The 19,760-nt window shown below is 56.2% G+C and carries 18 protein-coding genes, 1 tRNA gene and 1 pseudogene; 11 read left to right on the top strand and 9 right to left on the bottom strand.

Annotated elements, in window-relative coordinates:
• Positions 1–61 precede the first annotated feature (61 nt).
• The 4 genes from PMI30_RS05165 to PMI30_RS05180 all read right to left on the bottom strand — a co-directional run bounded on the left by PMI30_RS05165 (position 62) and on the right by PMI30_RS05180 (position 2,940).
• A complete protein-coding gene (locus tag PMI30_RS05165; RefSeq protein ID WP_050562571.1) occupies positions 62–988 on the bottom strand; it encodes a bifunctional 5,10-methylenetetrahydrofolate dehydrogenase/5,10-methenyltetrahydrofolate cyclohydrolase in 927 nt (308 codons plus the stop codon).
• 163 nt (positions 989–1,151) lie between these two features.
• Positions 1,152–1,625, bottom strand: coding sequence for a copper chaperone PCu(A)C (locus PMI30_RS05170; protein WP_008013468.1), 474 nt, complete (start codon positions 1,623–1,625; stop codon positions 1,152–1,154).
• Positions 1,625–2,230 carry an SCO family protein gene (locus PMI30_RS05175; protein ID WP_008013467.1) on the bottom strand — a complete coding sequence of 202 codons (606 nt, stop codon included), beginning with the start codon at positions 2,228–2,230 and terminating at the stop codon, positions 1,625–1,627. The genes PMI30_RS05170 and PMI30_RS05175 overlap by 1 nt, the downstream gene beginning before the upstream one ends.
• Positions 2,231–2,580: 350 nt before the next feature.
• Complete coding sequence (locus tag PMI30_RS05180) at positions 2,581–2,940, bottom strand: DUF6124 family protein (protein ID WP_008013465.1); 360 nt, start codon at positions 2,938–2,940, stop codon at positions 2,581–2,583.
• Positions 2,941–3,893: 953 nt separating this feature from the next.
• Here PMI30_RS05180 and nirB point away from each other — a divergent pair.
• The 5 genes and pseudogenes from nirB to PMI30_RS32235 all read left to right on the top strand — a co-directional run bounded on the left by nirB (position 3,894) and on the right by PMI30_RS32235 (position 9,093).
• Positions 3,894–6,455, top strand: coding sequence for a nitrite reductase large subunit NirB (gene nirB / locus PMI30_RS05185; protein WP_032836086.1), 2,562 nt, complete (start codon positions 3,894–3,896; stop codon positions 6,453–6,455).
• A complete protein-coding gene (gene nirD / locus PMI30_RS05190) occupies positions 6,455–6,841 on the top strand; it encodes a nitrite reductase small subunit NirD (RefSeq protein ID WP_007901129.1) in 387 nt (128 codons plus the stop codon). The genes nirB and nirD overlap by 1 nt, the downstream gene beginning before the upstream one ends.
• A gap of 31 nt (positions 6,842–6,872) precedes the next feature.
• Positions 6,873–7,313: a CBS domain-containing protein gene (locus PMI30_RS05195; RefSeq protein WP_008013462.1), complete on the top strand. Its 441-nt coding sequence runs from the start codon at positions 6,873–6,875 to the stop codon at positions 7,311–7,313.
• Between the two features lie 166 nt (positions 7,314–7,479).
• A pseudogene (locus PMI30_RS32240) lies at positions 7,480–8,235 on the top strand (MCP four helix bundle domain-containing protein); the annotation flags it as partial.
• Positions 8,230–9,093, top strand: a complete 864-nt coding sequence (locus tag PMI30_RS32235; RefSeq protein WP_443216317.1) for a methyl-accepting chemotaxis protein — start codon at positions 8,230–8,232, stop codon at positions 9,091–9,093. The pseudogene PMI30_RS32240 and the gene PMI30_RS32235, both read left to right, overlap by 6 nt.
• Before the next feature lie 30 nt (positions 9,094–9,123).
• Here the strand turns inward: PMI30_RS32235 and PMI30_RS05205 are convergent, their stop codons facing one another.
• Both PMI30_RS05205 and PMI30_RS05210 read right to left on the bottom strand, forming a co-directional pair.
• Entirely contained in the window at positions 9,124–9,897 is a 774-nt protein-coding gene (locus tag PMI30_RS05205) for an L-iditol 2-dehydrogenase (protein ID WP_008013460.1), read from the bottom strand.
• A 212-nt stretch (positions 9,898–10,109) separates the two neighbouring features.
• Positions 10,110–11,420, bottom strand: coding sequence for an ABC transporter substrate-binding protein (locus PMI30_RS05210; RefSeq protein ID WP_008013459.1), 1,311 nt, complete (start codon positions 11,418–11,420; stop codon positions 10,110–10,112).
• 323 nt (positions 11,421–11,743) lie between these two features.
• Between PMI30_RS05210 and PMI30_RS05215 the strand changes: the two genes are divergently transcribed.
• Together PMI30_RS05215 and PMI30_RS05220 are read left to right on the top strand one after the other, a co-directional pair.
• Positions 11,744–12,649, top strand: a complete 906-nt coding sequence (locus tag PMI30_RS05215; RefSeq protein WP_008013453.1) for a helix-turn-helix domain-containing protein — start codon at positions 11,744–11,746, stop codon at positions 12,647–12,649.
• A gap of 340 nt (positions 12,650–12,989) precedes the next feature.
• Positions 12,990–13,063: transfer RNA gene (locus PMI30_RS05220), tRNA-Cys, on the top strand.
• A 640-nt stretch (positions 13,064–13,703) separates the two neighbouring features.
• Here the strand turns inward: PMI30_RS05220 and PMI30_RS05225 are convergent.
• The gene (locus PMI30_RS05225) at positions 13,704–13,892 is read right to left on the bottom strand and encodes a helix-turn-helix domain-containing protein (protein ID WP_008013451.1); all 189 of its coding nucleotides are present in this window, start codon (positions 13,890–13,892) and stop codon (positions 13,704–13,706) included.
• A 990-nt stretch (positions 13,893–14,882) separates the two neighbouring features.
• Positions 14,883–15,254, bottom strand: coding sequence for a hypothetical protein (locus PMI30_RS31390; RefSeq protein ID WP_157173047.1), 372 nt, complete (start codon positions 15,252–15,254; stop codon positions 14,883–14,885).
• 17 nt (positions 15,255–15,271) lie between these two features.
• Here PMI30_RS31390 and PMI30_RS0129950 point away from each other — a divergent pair, with 17 nt between their 5' ends.
• The 3 genes from PMI30_RS0129950 to PMI30_RS05230 all read left to right on the top strand — a co-directional run bounded on the left by PMI30_RS0129950 (position 15,272) and on the right by PMI30_RS05230 (position 16,871).
• Positions 15,272–15,523 carry a hypothetical protein gene (locus tag PMI30_RS0129950; RefSeq protein WP_032836083.1) on the top strand — a complete coding sequence of 84 codons (252 nt, stop codon included), beginning with the start codon at positions 15,272–15,274 and terminating at the stop codon, positions 15,521–15,523.
• Positions 15,524–15,943: 420 nt separating this feature from the next.
• The gene (locus PMI30_RS0129945; protein ID WP_008013444.1) at positions 15,944–16,411 is read left to right on the top strand and encodes a DUF6957 family protein; all 468 of its coding nucleotides are present in this window, start codon (positions 15,944–15,946) and stop codon (positions 16,409–16,411) included.
• Between the two features lie 37 nt (positions 16,412–16,448).
• Positions 16,449–16,871: a hypothetical protein gene (locus PMI30_RS05230; protein ID WP_008013443.1), complete on the top strand. Its 423-nt coding sequence runs from the start codon at positions 16,449–16,451 to the stop codon at positions 16,869–16,871.
• A gap of 1,698 nt (positions 16,872–18,569) precedes the next feature.
• Here PMI30_RS05230 and PMI30_RS05235 read toward each other — a convergent pair.
• Positions 18,570–18,767: a hypothetical protein gene (locus PMI30_RS05235; RefSeq protein WP_008013439.1), complete on the bottom strand. Its 198-nt coding sequence runs from the start codon at positions 18,765–18,767 to the stop codon at positions 18,570–18,572.
• Between the two features lie 438 nt (positions 18,768–19,205).
• Between PMI30_RS05235 and PMI30_RS05240 the strand changes: the two genes are divergently transcribed.
• On the top strand, positions 19,206–19,607 hold the full coding sequence (locus PMI30_RS05240; protein ID WP_008013437.1) for a hypothetical protein: 402 nt from the start codon (positions 19,206–19,208) through the stop codon (positions 19,605–19,607).
• Positions 19,608–19,760 lie beyond the last annotated feature (153 nt).

Raw genomic sequence — 19,760 nt, 5'->3', positions numbered from 1 at the left:
GCTTGCCGGCGAAGGCGATCTGAAGGACGCCTTCGCCGGCAAGCCTGGCTCCTACATGTGCTCAGTTCAACGCAAGGTCGTCCACAGGCTGCTGCCCGCGGGCTTGGGCGGCGCGTTGCAACTGGCTGGCGATCAGGGTGTTTTTCAGCAGATAGGCAATGGTCATCGGCCCGACACCACCGGGAACGGGGGTGATCGCACGGGCGACGGTGCGGGCGCTGGCATAGTCGACATCGCCCACCAGACGATCGCCGGACTCGCTGGCGATGCGGTTGATGCCAACGTCGATTACCACCGCGCCGGGCTTGAGCCAACTGGCATCGATCAACTCCGGTCGACCCACCGCCGCGACCACTATATCCGCCAACCGGCACAACGCCGGGGCATCGACGCTGCGCGAATGCACCACGCTGACCGAACAGTTGGCCTGCAACAGCAAGGTCGCCATCGGTTTGCCGACAATGTTCGAACGGCCGATGACCACTGCGTGCAAGCCGCTCAAGTCATCACCGCAGGTCTCGTGCAGCAGGCGCATGCAGCCACTGGGCGTACACGGGGTCAAGACCTCCATGCCCTGCACCAACCCGCCAACGTTTTCCCGATGAAAACCGTCGACGTCCTTGATCGGATCGATGGCATGGATCACCGCCTGTTCGTCGATAGCGGCGGGCAAGGGCAGTTGCACCAGGATGCCGGTCACCGAGGCATCGGCGTTGAGTTGCGCAATCAGTTCCAGCACCTGGGCCTGGCTGGCGGTTTCCGGCAGGCGGTATTCAAGAGAGCGGATGCCGACTTCCTTGGCCCGCAGCAGTTTATTGCGTACATAAACGTGGCTGGCCGGGTCGTCGCCGACCAACAGGACCGCCAGGGCGGGATAGATCTGCTGGCCGGCCAGGGCCAGAACCTCTTCCCGGACCTCGTCGAGAACCTGGGCAGAAATGGCTTTGCCGTCGATATCGCGGGCAAATGCGGGGGTGCTGCTGGTCAAAAGAGTCACCGTTGTCTTGATTGAATGGGGTGAGGATCATCGAGGCGTCTTTGCGCGACGATGACCCCTCAGAGACATGCAGGCAAGGGGGTTCAGGCTACCAGTTGAGGGCAGGCCAATACCACCGCAACAGCGGCGATCAGACAGGCCGGGATTGAGCCTCTCAATGCATCTTGCTGTGATCCTGCATGCCGAGCGCCCGAGCCTCTGCGTCAACCTTGATTGTCTCTTTTTCGCCCTTGGCATTTTCCACGGTCAGGGTCAGGGGCACTTTGTCGCCTTCCTTAACCTGCGTCGTCAGGTCCATCAGCATGATGTGGTAGCCGTGGGGATCAAAACTCACCGGTTTGCCGGCCGGCAGCGCGACGGATTCGACCTGGCTCATGCTCATCACATCGTCTTTCATGCTGGATTGGTGAATTTGCACGGTGTTCGCGACCGGCGACTGCACGCTGAGCAGTTTGCTGTCGCTGTCGGCCTGCAGGGTCATGAAGGCGCCGGTCGAATGCTGGCCGGCCACGGTTGCGCGGACCCAGGCGTCGTTCACCTGGGTTTGAGCGGACACCTGCCAGGCCATGCCGATCAGGAAAAGGCCCAGGGTCAGCTGTTTAATACGTGGTGCGTAGATCGAAGTCATCAGCAGACCTCCATGACGGTGAGCAGGTCTTCTGCACACTCTTGAGCGGTAAGGGACGCGGACAGCCCCAGGCGCAAAGTGCCTCGGGAGTCGAAAACGAAGCTGGTCGCGGTGTGGGAGAGGGTATAGGTCGAGCCGCTCGGGATCTTTTCAAAGAACACACCGAACTCCTTGGCGGTGGCGGCGGTTTCTTCCAGCGTACCGTGCAGCGCCTCGAAACTTGGATCGAAGGCTTTGACATAGGCGTCGAGCATTTGCGGCGTATCGCGTTCGGGGTCCAGGGTGATGAAGATCACTTGCAGGCGTTCGCCATCGCGGCCCATCAGTTTTTTCGCCTGTGCCGCACGGGCCAGCGTCGTCGGGCAAACCGCCGGACATTGGGTGAAACCGAAAAAAACCATCGGCATCAGGCCACGGTAGCTGCCCAGCATCCGGGTTTCGCCCTGGGCGTCCTTGAGTTTGAAGGTACGCCCCATGATCTTGTCGCTGAGGTCCTTGCCGTACTTGAACGACAGCTTGCTGCTGTCATCGCAGCCGGCGAGCAGGCCAAGGCTCAACAGGCTCATGCCTTGCAGGACCGTGCGACGGGTATACAACGTACTCATGGAGAAAAGCATCCTGTGTAGCGACCGGGAATCTACAGTGGCTGATCAATCAGACGAAAAAAAGCGCACGGATGTTAACAAACTGTTGCGCCATGGCGCTCAATCGATGGCCAGCCGGTCATGCGCCAAAAGGTCGCGGCCTCGTGCGCAAACTTGTGGGAGCGAGCCTGCTCGCTCCCACAAGGGCCGCGGTGTTCAAGTGCTTGACTTACCGGCATTGACGCTTGCCCGAATGGCACCGAGAAACCTGTGGCGAGGGAGCTTGCTCCCGCTGGCGCGCGCAGCGGCCCCAAAAAAAGGATCACTGCACAACCCTGCGTCGGTAACTCACTCACCACAACAGCCCATACCTACTCAGGCGTATTAATGTGATCCAGCACCCGGTTCGCGGTGATCTCCGCCACCATGATGCTGTTGGAAATGCCCAGCAGGGCGTGACGCGACTCACCCTCCAGATGATCCACCAACTGATGGACCATCACATCGACCGAGGCCAGTGTCTCGACCAAAAAAACCGCCAGGGTTTCGGTAGTCGCCTCTGGGGCCACGGCAAACAGCTTGCTGGGTTTGCGCGCGGTGGCTTTGATGTCGGCAATCGTGTTGAGGTGATAATCGAGGGCCCGTTCGGCGGCCTCGTTGAGTTTTTTTGAATTGGGTTCGTAGGGGGATATCGGATCGGTGTCCGGTGGGTTGGGCGTAACCTTGAACATAAGCTGGCTTCTCTGCTTGGGTGCCAACCCTCCTGCTGCTAAACGAGAGGGAGGCAGCTGTACGCAGGTTAGCAGACCGGGGAAGCTAGCAAAGCCGGCGCGCCCGAAGGCGCCCTGCGCACAACCACCATCAAGTACAGGCATGGGAATGCCTGACTGACAACAGCTTGTGCACCTTGCTTGTAACCCCAGGCTGCTAAACCCGATCACTGATGGGCAGTGACAGGACTCAAGTTACCGAGCAACCCCAAGGCGCACAAGCCGGCGGATTCTGGCGTAAGCGTAGGCAACGGCGCAAGATCTTGTAGCTTTCAGGAAGTAACCTTCAGGGCTTTTAAACACGCGCATTCCGGCAATGTTGAGGAAACCTGTGGGAGCGAGCCTGCTCGCGATGACGGCGGAACATTCAGCATCAATATTGACTGATCCACCGCTATCGCGAGCAGGCTCGCTCCCACAGGGATTCGCGCTTGACTGACTGGCATTGCTCGCGGGGCTAAGCCCAAATAGAACGAGCCGTATGCACTTTTAAAGAGCCATGCCTGGCACCGTGCACCAGTGCGAAGCGGTTTTCTGAGCTGTTTCTTCCTTCAGCTCCAACGTCCGCCCACCCGCTCGCGGGGGCCAGAAGCCTGATGAGACCCGCGTGGGCCGGTGTCTTTATCACATTTCCCCACCGTTCAGAGGCCGGTTTTCCAGAGCTGAGGAAGTCATACACCGCGGACTGGCACAAAGGCTGCATTGTTCCCCTCAGGTCCATCGAAAACAGATGGGCAGCCCACTCGATCAACGAAGATCGACCGGCCGAGCAGGTCGTGGGCAACATCGGTGGATCCGGCGAAGGCGCCAGGTCGAACACCGCGAAGAACAGGCAAAGACGCCTGAAACCGAGAGGTTTCAGGCGTTTTTTTTTGCTTTTTTTAACCGTGATTGGCTTTGGCTGGGTGCTTACTATGAATTCCAATGTTGCCGCGTTGAACAAACTGCAAACACTGATCGTGATCGGCAATGGCATGGTCGGACATCATTGTGTCGAGCAGCTCATCGAGCGCGGCGCCCTTGACCACTATCGCCTGCATGTCTTCAGCGAAGAGCCGATACGCGCCTACGACCGGGTGCATCTGTCCGAGTATTTCGGCGGTCGCGATGCCGAGTCGCTGGCCCTGGGCGAAGCCTCTCTGTACCAGACGCCGGGCGTCACTCTGCATTTGGGTGTGCCGGTGCTGGAAATCGACCGAGCGCGACGTCAGGTGATCACCGCGCAAGGTTGCGTCGCTTACGACAAACTGGTCCTGGCCACCGGGTCTTATCCCTTCGTGCCGCCTATTGAAGGTGCGGAAGGTGACTCGCGCCTGGTCTATCGCACTCTGGAAGACCTCGACGCGATTCGTGCTGCAGCTGCCAATGCCCGGCGCGGCGTGGTGGTCGGCGGTGGCCTGCTCGGTCTGGAAGCCGCCAACGCCCTGAAAAGCCTGGGCCTGGAAGCGCATGTGGTGGAATTTGCCCCGCGTCTGATGCCGGTGCAGTTGGACGAGCAGGGTGGCTTGGCGCTGAAGGCGCAAATCGAGCGGCTCGGTGTTGGCGTGCATCTGTCGCGTGGCACGCAGTCGATCAGTGCAGGCGAGCAGTACCGCTACCGGATGAATTTTGCCAATGACGAATTCCTTGAAGCCGACCTGATCGTGTTCTCTGCCGGCATCCGCGCGCAAGATGCGCTGGCCCGCCAATGTGCGCTGGACATCGGTCCGCGTGGCGGCGTGGTGATTGACGATCAGTGCCTGACCAGCGATCCGAATATCTACGCCATCGGCGAGTGCGCCGCCTGGAACGGCAGCCTCTTCGGTCTGGTCGCCCCCGGTTATCAAATGGCCCGTGGCGTCGCGACGTTGCTGTGCAACCAAGTAGCGGAGCCATTCCAGGGCGCCGACATGTCGACCAAGCTCAAACTGCTCGGCGTCGATGTCGGCTCCATCGGCGATGCTCATGCTCAGACGCCGGGGGCGCGCAGCTATCAGTTCATCGATGAAGCCACGGCCAGCTACCGTCGCCTGGTGGTGGATGCTGACAGCAAGCGCGTGCTCGGCGCGGTGTTGGTCGGCGACAACAGCTATTACGACACCCTGCTGCAATACATGCAGAACGGCATTGCCTTGCCGTCGGAGCCCGCCAGCCTGATTCTGCCATCGTCCACCGGCGCGCCAACCCTGGGCCCGGGCGCGCTGCCCGAGTCGGCGACCGTTTGCTCGTGCCATAACGTCACCAAAGGCTCGATCTGCTCGGCCATTGACGGTGGCTGCACCGACCTCGGCCTGCTCAAGTCGCAGACCAAGGCTTGCACCGGTTGCGGTGGTTGCGCAGGGCTGCTCAAGCAAGTGTTCGAGCATGAGTTGATTGCCCGTGGCGTCAGTGTCGACAAGAGCCTGTGCGAACACTTCGCCTATACCCGTCAGGAGCTTTATGCGCTGGTGCGGGTAGAAGGGGTGATCACTTTCGAAGAACTGCTGGCCAAACACGGCCGTGGCCACACCGGTTGCGATGTGTGCAAACCGGCGGTGGGCTCGATCCTCGCTTCGTGCTGGAACCAGCCGATCATGGACGCTTCGCTGGTGCCGTTGCAGGACACCAACGACACCTTCATGGCCAACATGCAGAAAAACGGCACTTATTCGGTGGTGCCGCGCATCGCCGGGGGCGAGATCACAGCCGACAAGCTGATCGCGATTGGCGTGGTGGCGAAGAAATACGACCTCTACACCAAAATCACCGGCGGCCAGCGGATCGATCTGTTCGGCGCGCAGTTGCATCAGTTGCCGGACATCTGGTCCGAGCTGATTGAGGCTGGTTTCGAAACCGGGCATGCCTACGGCAAATCGACCCGCACGGTGAAGTCTTGCGTGGGTAGCACCTGGTGCCGTTACGGCGTGCAGGACAGCGTGAAAATGGCCCTGACCCTCGAGGATCGCTACAAAGGCCTGCGCTCGCCGCACAAACTCAAGTTCGCGGTCTCCGGCTGCACCCGTGAATGTGCCGAGGCGCAGAGCAAAGACGTGGGCGTGATCGCCACCGAGAACGGCTGGAACCTCTACGTGGCCGGTAACGGCGGTATGCGTCCGCGTCATGCCGAGCTGTTCGCCACCGACCTCGACGATGAAACCCTGATCCGTTACATCGACCGCTTCCTGATGTTCTACATCCGCACCGCCGACAAATTGCAGCGCACCTCGGTCTGGCGCGAAAGCCTGGAGGGCGGCCTGGATTACCTCAAGGACGTGGTCATCAACGACAGCCTGGGCCTCGGCGCGGAACTCGAAGCGCAGATGCAACTGGTGGTCAACCGCTACGAGTGCGAATGGGCCAACGCCCTCAAAGACCCGGAAAAACTCAAGCGCTTCCGCACCTTCGTCAACGATCAACGCCCGGACCCGGACATCCATTTTGTTCAGGAACGCGGTCAGCGCCGGCCGATCATGGCCGCCGAACTCAACCTTATCCCTGTCACCGAGGAGAATGCCTGATGAGCCAGTCCACTACCCAGCGTGTCGAAGCCCCTGCAACCGCGGCCAATGCTCAGGCGTGGCAGGCGGTGTGCAGTCAGCAGGATCTGGTCAGCAACTCCGGCGTCGTCGTTTGGCTCGACGGCGCGCAGGTGGCGCTGTTCTACCTGCCGCAGGCCGAAGGTCGCACCCTTTACGCCATCGACAACCATGATCCGCAATCCGGCGCGAACGTCATCGGCCGCGGACTGATCGGCAGCCTCAAGGGTGATCTGGTGGTGGCGTCGCCGATCTACAAGCAGCATTTCCGTCTTGAAGACGGCAGTTGCCTGGAGTACCCGGAGCAGCGCCTGCGGGTATGGCCGGTGCGCCTGAACGCCGGCGTCGTGGAAGTCGCGGCGGCTTGATCGCCGCTCTGAACCGTATCGGAGAACGTTGATGAAGACAGCCGCACAGTTGCTCAAACTGAAAGTCGTGCAAAACCAGCAGGTGCACAGCATCGCGCCGGACCGGATGGTGCTCGACGCCCTGAAAATGATGGCCGAGAAGAACGTCGGCGCGTTGCCCGTCATCGAAGACGGGCAGGTGGTCGGCGTCATCAGCGAGCGCGACTATGCGCGCAAGGTGGTGCTACAGGGACGATCTTCGGTCGGCACGCCGGTGCGCGAGATCATGAGCGCACCGGTGGTGACCGCCGACAGTCAGCAGAGCATCGAGCGCTGCATGGCGGTCATGACCGACAGTCATTTACGCCATCTGCCCGTGCTGGAGAGTGGCGAACTGATCGGGCTGTTGTCGATTGGCGATCTGGTCAAGGAAGCCATCGTCGAGCAGGCCGATTTGATTCGGCAACTGGAGCACTACATTCGCGGGCATTGAGGACGCAGCATGGACTGATCACAAGATCAAACGCGACAAGGCATACCGCAGGTCGAAAAAAACCGGCTCAAATGGAAATAAGCCTAAGTAACCGGTTGGAACAGTCGATAACCCGAGAAGCACGGCAACTCAGCCGACCACGCACACGCCGCCAGGGGATCATCGAGTGTCCATAAAATTACGTTTGATTTTGCTGATCGGCACCAGTTTGCTCACCGCCCTGATTGTGAGCCTGGTCAGCTATCTGGGAAATACCCGGATGGCTGAAGCGGTGAGTGACAACGAGGTCAGCATGACCGCGCTGCGCAACCACCTCGAAGCCGACATGATGCACGATGCGCTACGTGCCGATGTGCTGTCGGCGATGCTGGTCGGGTTGGGCAAAAGCACCAGCAGCAAGGCTGAGGTGCGCAGCTCCCTCGAAGAACATGCTGCACATTTTCGCGAGATGCTCGGTGACAACCTCAAGCTGCCGGTCAACGATACCCTCAAGGCAGCGCTGGACAAGATCAAGCCCAGCCTCGATACGTACATCAGTACCGCCGAACGCATTGTCGGGCTGGCGCTGGAAAATCCGGATACCGCACAACAGCAGCTTGGCTCGTTCAATAACGCGTTCAGCCAACTGGAAGACCAGATGGGCGCTCTCAGCGAACTGATCGAAACCAACACCCAACAGACCAGCGAGGGCACCCGGCAAGCCATCAGTAGCGCCAACTTCACCCTCGGCGCCGTACTGATCGCCAGCCTGTTACTGCTGCTCGCCCAAGGGCGCTGGGTGATCCTGAGCATCATGGGACCGTTGCAGATCGCCAGTCGCATTGCCGAGAGCATCGCCCATGGCAACTTGAGTGAACCTATTGTCGAACCCACCCGCACGGACGAAGCCAGCACCTTGATTCGCAGCCTGGCGACCATGCAGCGCGATCTGCGCGGGATGATCGAGGTGGTTCGCAGCAACGCCCATGGCGTAAATGGCATGAGCCAGCAGTTGAGCAGCGGCTGCCATAAGGTCGCGGGCAGCAGCCAGCAGCAAAGCGTCGCCGCCAGCACCATGGCCGCGGCGGCCAGCGAAATGACCGCGAGCATCGAGGAAATCACCCGGCATGCCGAGCGTGCACTGAACATGGCCAACCAGGCCGAGGAACTGGCCAAGGATGGCGGTCGCGTGATTCATCAGGTGGTCAGCGACATGGACGGTATTGCGCGTTCGGCGCAGCAGTCGGCCCAGGTGATTCGCACGCTGGATAAGGAGTCCGAAGGGATTTTCAGCATCATTCAGGTGATCAAGGGCATCGCCGATCAAACCAACCTGTTGGCACTTAACGCCGCCATCGAGGCCGCTCGCGCCGGTGAGCAGGGCCGTGGCTTTGCCGTGGTGGCCGATGAGGTGCGCAGCCTGGCGGGCCGCACCAGCGCCTCCACCCAGGAAATCGCCACCATGGTCGCGCGCATTCAGCAAAGCACCCGGGAGGCGGTCACCAGCATGGAGGCGGGCGTCGCACAGGTCGACAAAGGCATGGCGGTGACCGCCGACGTCGAGCGCGCCATCCGCGAAATCCTCCAGGCCACGCTCAGCACCACTGAACTGGTCAATGACATCAGCCGCACAATCGGTGAACAGAGCCTGGCCAGTAACGAAATCGCCCATCAGGTGGAAATGATTGCCGGCATGTCCGAAGGCAACAGCAAGGTCATCAACCAGACCGCCTCGACCACCGATGAGCTGTCTACATTGGCAGGCCAGCTCTCGCAATCGGTGGATCGTTTTCGTCTTTGAGGCATTGGCTGGCCCTGTTCCTGGGGCCAGTCAGCTCATCCAGTTGCCGCCATCGACGTTATAGGTCTGCGCCACGATGTAATCGCTCTCGGCCGATGCCAAGAAGATCGCCATACCGACCAGATCATCTGCCGTGCCCATGCGTCCGTACGGTACTTCCTGACCCGCCAGCCTTTTCTTTTCCCCGAGCGGCCGGTTTTCATATTTGGCGAACAGCGCATCGACACCATCCCAATGCTCACCGTCCACCACGCCCGGCGCGATGGCGTTCACGTTGATGTTATGGGGGATGAGATTGAGGCCGGCCGATTGCGTGAGGCTGATCACCGCGGCTTTGGTCGCGCAATACACCGCGACAAGCGCTTCACCCCGTCGACCGGCCTGACTGGCCATGTTGATGATCTTGCCACCATGGCCCTGACGGATCATCTGTTTGGCCGCGGCCTGTAGCGTGAACAGGGTGCCGGACACATTGATCGAGAACAGCCGTTCGTAGCTGTCGCGAGAAATCTCGGTAATCGGCGCGAGATCAAACAGTGCCGCGTTGTTGATCAGGATATCGAGCTTGCCTGTGGTCGCGATGACCGCAGCGATGGCTCCGTCGATGGATTGCTGATCGGTCACGTCCATCTCGACCGCATAGGCATTCGGCCCCAGCTCGGCAGCGGTGGCTTGCGCACGTTCCAGGTTGATGTCTGCGATCGCGACCGTGGCGCCTTCGCGGATATAGGCTTGCGCGAACGTTCTCCCGATGCCTCTGGCAGAACCGGTGATAAGGGCGCTTTTTCCTTCCAGACGTTTCATTTTTTCCATCCAATCGTAAGAACTATAGAGACGCCCCCATCGAGGGCATTAAAAGCGGTCGTCAATCTGCCAAGACCCCCTGTAGGAGCGAGGCTTGCCCGCGAAGAACGATGACGCGTAATACCTGAGAAACCGCGGCGCATTCTTCGCGGGCAAGCCTCGCTCCTACAGGTGCTCCCACAGGTTCTGCGTCTTGATTTATCGGTATGTTGCTATTTTGGATAACCAGCGCGTTTCATCTCGCGTTCGGTGGTTTGCTGAGCCGAGGCCAGGGCCTGCTCAACCGGCATCTGCCCGGTGAGCGCCGCAGACAGCAGCTTGCCGACCGAGGTGCCGATGGCCTGGAACTCGGGAATGGTCACGTACTGGATACCGACGTAGGGCACGGGTTGGATTGACGGGTGCGCAGGGTCGGCGTGCTGCATCATTTTCAGCGTGACACCGGCGAAGGGTGCAGCCTGCAAATAAGCGTCGCTGTAGGTGGACATGCGAGTGCCCGGCGGTACGTTGGTGATGCCATCCTTCTCTGCGACCAGTTGGATGTACTCCTTGGAGGTCGCCCACGTCACAAAGGCTTTGGCGGCTTCCTTGTGTTTGGACGTCGCAGGAATGGCCAGCGACCAGGCATAGAGCCAGGACGAACCCTTGTCGGTGACTTGCGTGGGGGCCGCGACGAAGCCGACCTTATCGGCGACCTTGCTTTGAGTTGTGTCGGTAATGAAGGAGCCGGCGACGCTGGCATCGACCCAGATCGCGCATTTTCCGCTGTTGAACAGCGCCAGCGTCTCGTTGAAACCATTACTCGAAACACCCGGCGGGCCGTACTGCTTGAGGGTGTTGACGTAGAAGTTCGCGGCGGCGGTCCATTCCGGTCCGGTGAGTTGCGGCTGCCACTGCTCGTTGAACCAGCGTGCACCGAAGGCGTTGGACATGGTGGTCAACAGCGCCATGTTTTCACCCCAACCAGCCTTGCCGCGCAGGCACATCCCATACTGCTCTTTATCCGGCTGGTGCAGCTTGCCGGCGAACTCACCGAGCTGCGTCCAGGTCGGGTGCTCGGGCATGCTCAGGCCGGCGTCCTTGAACAGGTCGGTTCGATAATAGGTGAGGGTGCTTTCGCCATAGAACGGCAGGGCATAGAGCGTGTCATTGACCGATAACCCCTGGCGAACCGAGGGAAAAATATCCGCGAGGTCATAGCTGGCGGGCAGGTCCTTCATCGGCTCCAGCCAATGCTTGGCGCCCCACAGCGGCGTCTCGTAGGTGCCGATGGTAAGCACGTCGAACTGACCGCCCTGAGTGGCAATGTCGGTGGTCAGGCGCTGACGCAACACGTTCTCTTCGAGCACCACCCAGTTGAGCTTCACGTCCGGGTGCAGCTGTTCGAACGTTTTGGACAACCGCTGCATGCGGATCATGTCGCTGTTGTTCACCGTGGCGATGGTCACCGTTTCGGCCGCCTGGCAGAGCAGGGCGGAGGACAATCCGGCGGACAGAAAAAGCGCTGTTGGAATAATCTTCATCGTGTTCTCCGCTCTGCGCCTTGGGCGGCAGAGGCTCTTATTGTTGTTGTAGTCCACGGTGCGATTCGTCACCGCAACGGGATGACCACAGGATTACAGCAACCCAAGCGGTGAACAAATGAACGGCATACGCGGCACTGATACTTTTTTAACCGTGGCACTCGTGGAAAAAAAGTATCAGTGGCCGCCCTGTAGCGCGCTAGGCTTGCTGCCTGCTTAGTGCGAATCTGATAACCGCGCCTTGGCGTTTCGAATCAGCTTCGACTCGTCCCGGGCTTCGCGGTAGCCTTGATAAAACCAACAAAAACGGGATCGCCAGAGTGATGAACCATCACGTAACCGCAGACAAGCCGCCGGCGCTTGAAGTCATTCTGAACGAGCCGCAGCACAGCTTTCGTTGGTATGAACACGACTATCCCTTCGACCTTGCTCGCTGGAACCATCATCCAGAGTTCGAGATTCACCTGATCCGCGAAGGCAGCGGACGGCTGTTGGCCGGTGACTATATCGGCGTGTTCGAAGCCGGCCATGTCGCCCTGATCGGCCCTGGCCTGCCTCACGACTGGATCAGCGACCTGGGCAAAGGCGAGGTGATTGAGGGGCGCGACGTGGTGTTGCAGTTCGACGGTCAGATGCTGATGCAGCTGCGCGACAAGGTCCCTGAACTCAGCGAGTTGCAAATCCTGTTTCGCCAGGCGGCACAGGGCATCGAATTTCATGGCAATACCCGCAAGAAAGCCGCCCGCCTGCTGGAAGACATCGGCCAGTGCCACGGATTGCAGCGACTGTGCCTGTTCCTGTCATTGCTGCAATTGCTGGCGTCGGCCCCCGACAACGAGAAACAGACACTTGCCAGCCTGCAATATGCGCCGATGCTCGACGCATTGACGGCCCAGCGCATGAGTATCGTCTTCGACTACATCCTCAACGACCTTGCGGATGAGTTGCGGATGTCGGTCATCGCCCAACGCCTGGACATGAACGAACCGGCCTTTTCCAAATTTTTCAAGCGCGCCACCGGCCATACCTTCGTCGACCTGACGCGCAAACTGCGCGTCCAGCGTGCCTGCCGTTTGCTGGCGCAAAGCAGCTTCAGCGTTGCAGATATCTGCTTTGAAGTGGGTTACGCCAACTTGTCGAATTTCAATCGGCACTTCCGACATGAAATGCAGGAGACACCCAGCCAGTATCGGCAGCGGTTGCAACGGGTGGTGGCGGTCAGTCATTGAAGAGGGACATATAAGCAAGATCAAAAGATCGCAGCCTTCGGCAGCGACTACGCGCCTATGGGCTAGGCACAAAAGCCGATACTCATCTTGTGAAAGGTAGCGTTTTTTGTGGCGCTGAAGTGTTAGGCTCCAAAGCGACCGGGTATTGGCGATCGCGCATCTCGAATTATTTTTCTCCAGTTCTTGACATGCCTTTCGAACCAGTCCAGAATTGCGTCCATTCCTGCTTAGGGAACACGAAAACCCCTTAGATTTCAAAGGGTTGGATACTAGATTAGAATCTTGTTTCCAGATACGAGTTTACACGTTTGGTGTTGTGCTACTGACATCAGATGTTTGAGGCCGAATAGCAAAATGGTTATGCAGTGGATTGCAAATCCACCTACGCCGGTTCGATTCCGACTTCGGCCTCCACTTTAAACGAGCTCCGTAGATCCATGATCTACGGAGCTTTTTTATTTTCGCAGTCCTGCAAGATTTAGTCTTGAAAAGGGGATTTGCGAACTTGCTTCACCGGAGCGGGATGTATATATTTCCCCCTCTGTTGCACAAGCGTCAGAACTGCCAGATCGTTATTGGCCAGTCTTCAGACTGCTTTACCGCGCTACCGCCCGAATGGCGAAACTGGTAGACGCATGGGACTTAAAAGCATCTAACTGTCAACACCCCTCGCTATCCTTCTTCATTTCGCATCCTCCTCTGAGCACCCCGTAAACGCCGGCCCTCGGCAGCTTTCCAGTACAAAACTCTGACCATCCAAGCAACCCTAATTTTCTTCCTTGGGAGCTATTTGGGAGCCCGAGCTCAAAAACGCGCCCTCTCCCGGCAGCTTCCAGCACCACATCTAAGCTCTCGCCGAATTTATTTTCACTTTCCCCAAAATATTTTCACAACCGCTTCTCGGCTCCCAAGCGGCCATTCTGGCTTTCTTCAGGCAATAAAAAACCCAGTCGCTGGTCTGGGTTCTTAGCGGGCCTATGGCGTCGTGCCAGGGCCTCTCTCGAGCGTCGTGCTCGTTGGTGTTGCTAATCAGTCTTTTGATGGGGCAGGGCTATCACGCAGGGCAATACATCGTCTCGGCAAAGCGCTCAACGTCCGAACGCTTGTAGAACACCCGGCGACTGATGTGTTTGTGAGCTGGAATTTGCTTCGTGTGCTTGCCGGAATACCTCCAAAAACGCAGGGTGTCAACGGAAACGCCCAAGATTTCGGCGGTCTGGCCAGGGTTCAAGTATTCGTTCATGCAGCTTCCATTTATCAAAAAAAATCAACGATTTGGTCATCAGTCTGGGCTCACCCCCGATCTGTCAATTTACGTTAAATGTTTGGAAAATCGCCGTCAAGGCGCAGGTTTCATGTTTATAAAGGTATGTCAATAGCATACCGTTAAATAGTCAAGAATAAGTCCCGGCAGGAGAGGGTGAGAGCCTGTCGAGGCCCTGGCAGGAGCCGCGCATTCAGGGAAAAAGGAGGTAATCCTAAAAACACAGCTAATTATAATATGTAAACGTTATAACTGTTGCAGTTGCGCTTATTTTTGTTATCAAATTAGATTGTATTTAAGTGCAAGTCACCGGTTTTGTATTTGGCCTTGAAATCGTTGGTGCCTAGCTTGTGCTTAATTTGAGCTAATACTCTCTTGAAGCCGCAGCCGACTTCTAGTCAAAAACAGGGGTGAAGGTTTTAAAATTTTCCGGTAGAAAAGCGTATGTTACTAGCGTACTTAGTGTTGCTGCTGTCCGAAGGGTGAACTGGGCACTCAACTGCTTCTGCTAAATTTTTTGACAGAAAAACACAGTCGAACCAGTTGCCCTATGTTGGGTTTCCAGCCAGCCAATCGGAGAGTGCTGTAAGCCGGTTCTGATTGCTCAATGAAATTACATGTGTTCAAGTGATTCCGACCAAAACGAACAGAATGTATGCAGATCCATCGTTTACAAACTATTCACCTAGCACGTAGTGCTCCTTAGAACTACATACAGAAAATCCCTTGCAGCAGGATCTAAACGCAATGCGATGTAGTTCCTCGCTATCTTTCTCTGTCAGCAACCTCCCCACTGTAGATTGTCGCGCCACTGCCTTTGTCAGCTATGATAGAAACTGTCATCCCCGCTATTGCTGGGAGCGGCGTATCAACCACCTTTCTTCGACTCTAGCTTTAGGTTGGTTAGATAGTAACGCGTGGTCTCTTCCTTTGCGCCGGAAGATCTTACCGCTTCGATGTCCATATGCGTCAAAAACGAAGGGGTTGATCACCTATGATGAATACCGGTGTCACAGTACCCGGGACGGGTTCAACTACCTTGAGCATACGATAGGGCGTTCTCCCTTCCTTGTAGAGGTTTGCTGCCGAGACTGACCCGACCAGACAGGTGCCGGCCAGCACAGATTTTGCGACCTCCTTACTCACCCGCGCTATTTTTTGCATTCTGCATTCCACTTTCCTGCCAGGAATCTCAAGTTTTTTAGCAAGTATCCTAGTTGCATACCCATTTGTGTTTTCGCGGCTTACAGGGCTGTTTTGGGTTGGACAGTAATCGGTCTGCAGGCGTACACAAAAAAAGTTATTGCCAGGAGATATTTTCTTTTGCAATACTTTTGGCATGCCGGACATCAAGGCAGGTGCGGTATGCAAAACTAGATCTTGAGCAATTCAAGAAGCTGGTTACAAGCACTGGCTGGGCTCACGAGAGCGATATCGAAATCATTGCTAATGATGACGACAAGACTTATGATTTTGTTAAGGTTACTTCAAGGTTTTCTGATTATGAAGTCGCTGCGTACGAAGGCTTTGTATTCAATAGTGATGATATTTCAACATTAGATAGCGGCTTCGAAGGATTTGATCAGTCGTTCGAATTCAAAGGCTTCTAGATATTTGACGAATATGGCAGGTTGCATGGTCGATGTGAAATTTACGATATGATCAATTCTAATTGCTATGCGGATGACTATAACAAGTTAGAAGGTGGGATTGAAGGCTTCTCTTAGTCGTCAATGCGCTCAAAATTATTAGAGTCACAGCCCATAGCGGCATGAGTATCGATCCAGAAGAAAATACTGTTGATTAGGAAGTGTGAATGCGTGCTAACCAACTTTGCTTAAATTATGTCACGGCTCTATCGATACAGCCGAGTTAGGATGTTTAAACGGCTCTTTGGATTATTGCATCTTGCGCTGTTTCCAAGAAAAAGAAGCGAACCTCGCGGTTATGCCGCGGTCGGCCCTGCAACGCTTTAATGTGATGTATAGGAGGCCATCGAAAGCGACCTAATTGATGCCTTGGAGGGTTAGATGACGCTTGTCGCAGGGGGCAGTACGGCATACACATCAGATGCATTGACGGGGATTTTGAGAGTGAGCACAGACGAAATCAAAGAAGCTGCTGAGCTTCTGTACAGTGCGGGTGAGCCACGGATTGGATCTGAAGAAAACGAAGACGCTCTGATCGAGCTAGTCAAATCCCGCTTCCCACGAAAGCCGTACTGCCTCGTGGAAGCCTGGACAATTTTCCGATTGGACGTCACCGAAGACGAGCGACAAAAGATCCACGCTGCAGGGCAGCTCCCGATGATTCTGTTTGCTCACAATGTTCGCTTTGACAGCGAGCGGCGCTTCGACGTCGGCGATTGGATGCGGAGCACTTTTGCAGTTTCGTTTGAAGAAGGATTTCTCTTCGAAACGAGGAACACGATCTACGTGTTGAGGGGGCCGGGTCACGAAAAGTCAGCAAGTCTCAAGACGGTTTTTTCTTTTTTCTAGTGTGTAATCGGCTCACCAATGGAAGCGGATGGTTTAGATGTTCGGCACAGATTTAGAAGATAGGGTGGGACGCGTGAGCATGTTTGGTGAAGGACATGCACATTGGTACAAAATCTCCAGATTGCTCCCGACGCATTGGTATCACGTGGATGTAAAAGTCCGTAATGAAGATCGGATGACTCCTCTAGTGCTAATGGCTGGTGATGAAACTGCGTTTAAGGAGATCCTCAAAAAGCGCGGGCCTGATCTCGAACTGACACAAGTGCAGGCAGTGATCCCAAAGTGGATGAACAAAACTGATGCATGGAGCATGGAAAAGTTGACTGGGCTATCGCTTGGTTACGATAAAATTGGGATCCCAGTGTGTCTCTTGGAGGTGGCTAGCGGAGCAGTGTATGCAGACGTTCACGATCCTCAGTTTTGCATCGACTCTTTAGTCGAAGTCAAAAAAATCTACTAAATCGGGGCTGGGGCAATGCCAAGCAATACAACGCTCGAACTTCACTCCAGGCGCCTCACGGATTTTCATTTGGGCAGAATCCTACGTGCGAGCAAGCACCATTACGATGTTCCCATCACGGCTTACTTGAGCGACGTTTTCGTATCCGGTAACACCGCGGTCGGAGTCGTGTACGGTCACAAGGAAGTCGGTCAATTCGGGCGATTTGATGACGGGCATTTTTTGCGTACCTCCTCTATACGGCTTGCTAAGAAGGAAGGGCGGTTCTGGGTGCTCACAACGATGGATGCCAGATACGTGATCGCGTCATTCAAGCGCTTGGATGGACGGCCAAGCTTCCGAGCCTTCATGGCGGGTATGAATGAGTCTCCTGTGTCACCAACTGTTGAGTGAGCTCAGGACGGGCCAATGCAGCATGGGAATCTGAAGTCGGTATGGCTCGAGAAGACGACGATACGGTGTATTGCAATGTTCAAATGTCCCTGGCTAGTGGCAAAGAGCTGCTTCAGCTAGTAACAGCGCTACGTGAATCGGGATCTCATCCGAACCTAGATACGGTTTTCGCTCGTATGCAATTTGAGCTGACGATGACCATCGACATTGTTGAAAACCCACCGACATGGGGTGCTGGTGAACCTACGAAGCACTGATTAGCCCAGCCAATTGGTCGCTGTCTGTAGAGGACACGGTGGAGCTAGGCGCTTACGCGAAGGAGCGATTCAATCGTCATGGTGCATCTTGCTTGCTTGTCGCGGGCTCATATTTTCCCTGGTCTACCTGGAGAATGAGCTTGAGGAGCCATCGATGAAGGTTTATGTGCTCTCAGATCTACACCTTGAGTTTTCTGATTTCGTGCCGCCTTCAAGGGAAGAGACGGGATTTACTCCCGATTTGTCCATCGAAATCTGATCGTTAAAGAGGGGGGAGACCAGTTGCACTGGATCAAAACTTACGGGACTGAGCTGTCCGACTTAAGGTTTTTCAAGCTACCGAAGATCATAGAGCGAGCACGTGCAGCTATCGCTGATCCAGACGTCGTTGGCTATTTGCTATGCGCATTGGAGCGTCCTCCGCGGATGACTGGGCTTCTGTTTTGTGATCACGCTAGGGGCTTCCCGGAAGGGTTGCCAATCCATACGCAACCCATCGCTAATCGACACAAGCGTGCTGGCTATGAAGTCATCATTGCAGTCGATGGGGGCGTATACGTCGTAGCCCACTGGCTTTTTGAGAACGGTGCTTTAGACCGATTCGACCGAGTTCACTGAGGTGGATTGTGGGTTGCTCATGGTCGATATCAGAGGCTTAGGAACGAAAGAATGGCTCTCCCCAAATGCGTTTTAAACGCAAAGAAAATTGATTTCGGTGTCCAGGTAACAGGCTACCTGTGCTGCGCTGAATTTCAGCATCCCTGTGTGGTTGGAGTCGTTTTTTCTGAAGCTCGCGGGCGGTTTGCGGATGGGAAAACAATCCGTAGTTCCAGGCTAGAAAGGGTGTTTGAGCTTATGGGGCATCAACTTTGCGAGACATACAACGGTAGTCGGTATGTGATCTGCCACTGGTGGTATGAAAATGGCGCTGTGCCCGAGATCAACATGATCCATTAACGAACGCAGGCTTTTAGATCGGCAGGTAAACCTGGCCACATTGAATGTCGAATGGTTGGAGGCCGCAGCAAGGCTTGGCGCTTACCGGCAGCTACAACTCTGCCAGTAACTCCTTGCAGCTGTCCGTTTTGTAGCTGCCTGGCACACCTCGAAATACCACCAGGGAATTGCCCGGAAGCAGCTCGAGCAGGGGCGTCGCGTGGGCGAACTCGAAGTTTTCCCAGCTCTCGATCAGCAGCACGCTGTTGTGTCCAAAGTGCTCAACTATCCAATGACGATCGAGATCCAAGCAGGATCCTGGAGGCAGGTGGATCGGGGTAAGGCCGATGAGTAAGCGCCGACTTGGTAGTGGCTTCACCGCAACACGCTTACCGCGTAGGCGTTTGGTAGCGTACTTTTCATCTCAGCCTTTTTCAGCGTCCCATGCCGCGTCTCATCATCCCACGCATCGAGCGACTGATTCGGATCGACCTTTGCCTCATGAGTTAGATAGGTCGCGATCTTGGTCTTGTCGCGCTGGCTGAACCTTCACGGGGCAGTTAGCAGGTGACCGTCCGGGCGACACACCTTCCTGACACCATCGCTTAATCTGATACTCATCGCCATAGGTAACTGATTGTCTCGTCCATGCAAGTGTGTATCCGTAGAGAGTCCATAATGTCGAGTAATTGCGAGCTGACCACTCTACAGTGATTGCTATGATCAAGCTTCAGTCAGGGAGTGGTGAATGACCATGACCATTGAAACCTATCGAAGAAAGGTCAAAACCTGTCAGCAAAATCTTGCCAGTCTGCAAGCTGAGAAGGGAAGGTTCTCTCTTAAAGCGGTAGCGGCGTTTAAGAGAAAACAGTCCGCATTAGCAGCGGCGCATCGGTCAACAAACGTTTCGACCATCAACATGAAGGAGCGTGAGGCAGTGCGTCATGAATCTGACCAGAGCAAGGCTTTGGTTGATATGGCCAAGGTTGATCGCAAGATTGCCGATGAGCAAAAAAAGCTCTCCGCGGCTCAAAGTAAGCTTGACCAGGCGGTAGCTCGGGAGCAGAAAAAGCAGGACGTAAGTAAGAAGAAAAACGACGCTGACCTAAAAAAACAACAGGTCGAGCAAAAGCGTGCACCCGTGAGGTAGCGGGAGACGTAAAAAATTCTGTTGTTCCTGGGCGCTAGGCAAGGCTCGCAACCGTGGCCCTCCAGGATAGACGTCTGTTGGTTGACCCGCCGCAGAACGGATGAACTTGCCCGCCGCTAGCTTGTACGGCCAAGTCGAGCTTGCACCATATTC

The sequence above is a fragment of the Pseudomonas sp. GM50 genome, from assembly GCF_000282375.1.
GTDB lineage: Bacteria > Pseudomonadota > Gammaproteobacteria > Pseudomonadales > Pseudomonadaceae > Aquipseudomonas.
Note: the sequence above shows the minus strand (reverse complement) of the source record. Positions and strands in the feature narration are given on the sequence as shown.

Excerpts from the sequence above, each read along its gene's own strand:
- PMI30_RS32235 (WP_443216317.1), top strand. The coding sequence starts at position 8,230 with ATGCAGCGCGATCTGCGCGGGATGATCGAGGTGGTTCGCAGCAACGCC.
- PMI30_RS05195 (WP_008013462.1), top strand. The coding sequence starts at position 6,873 with ATGAAGACAGCCGCACAGTTGCTCAAACTGAAAGTCGTGCAAAACCAG.
- PMI30_RS05180 (WP_008013465.1), bottom strand. The coding sequence starts at position 2,940 with ATGTTCAAGGTTACGCCCAACCCACCGGACACCGATCCGATATCCCCC.
- nirD (WP_007901129.1), top strand. The coding sequence starts at position 6,455 with ATGAGCCAGTCCACTACCCAGCGTGTCGAAGCCCCTGCAACCGCGGCC.
- PMI30_RS05170 (WP_008013468.1), bottom strand. The coding sequence starts at position 1,625 with ATGACTTCGATCTACGCACCACGTATTAAACAGCTGACCCTGGGCCTT.
- PMI30_RS05175 (WP_008013467.1), bottom strand. The coding sequence starts at position 2,230 with ATGAGTACGTTGTATACCCGTCGCACGGTCCTGCAAGGCATGAGCCTG.
- nirB (WP_032836086.1), top strand. The coding sequence starts at position 3,894 with ATGAATTCCAATGTTGCCGCGTTGAACAAACTGCAAACACTGATCGTG.
- PMI30_RS05230 (WP_008013443.1), top strand. The coding sequence starts at position 16,449 with ATGTTCGGCACAGATTTAGAAGATAGGGTGGGACGCGTGAGCATGTTT.
- PMI30_RS05240 (WP_008013437.1), top strand. The coding sequence starts at position 19,206 with ATGACCATGACCATTGAAACCTATCGAAGAAAGGTCAAAACCTGTCAG.
- PMI30_RS05225 (WP_008013451.1), bottom strand. The coding sequence starts at position 13,892 with ATGAACGAATACTTGAACCCTGGCCAGACCGCCGAAATCTTGGGCGTT.
- PMI30_RS0129945 (WP_008013444.1), top strand. The coding sequence starts at position 15,944 with ATGACGCTTGTCGCAGGGGGCAGTACGGCATACACATCAGATGCATTG.
- PMI30_RS05205 (WP_008013460.1), bottom strand. The coding sequence starts at position 9,897 with ATGAAACGTCTGGAAGGAAAAAGCGCCCTTATCACCGGTTCTGCCAGA.
- PMI30_RS05215 (WP_008013453.1), top strand. The coding sequence starts at position 11,744 with ATGAACCATCACGTAACCGCAGACAAGCCGCCGGCGCTTGAAGTCATT.
- PMI30_RS31390 (WP_157173047.1), bottom strand. The coding sequence starts at position 15,254 with ATGCCAAAAGTATTGCAAAAGAAAATATCTCCTGGCAATAACTTTTTT.
- PMI30_RS05210 (WP_008013459.1), bottom strand. The coding sequence starts at position 11,420 with ATGAAGATTATTCCAACAGCGCTTTTTCTGTCCGCCGGATTGTCCTCC.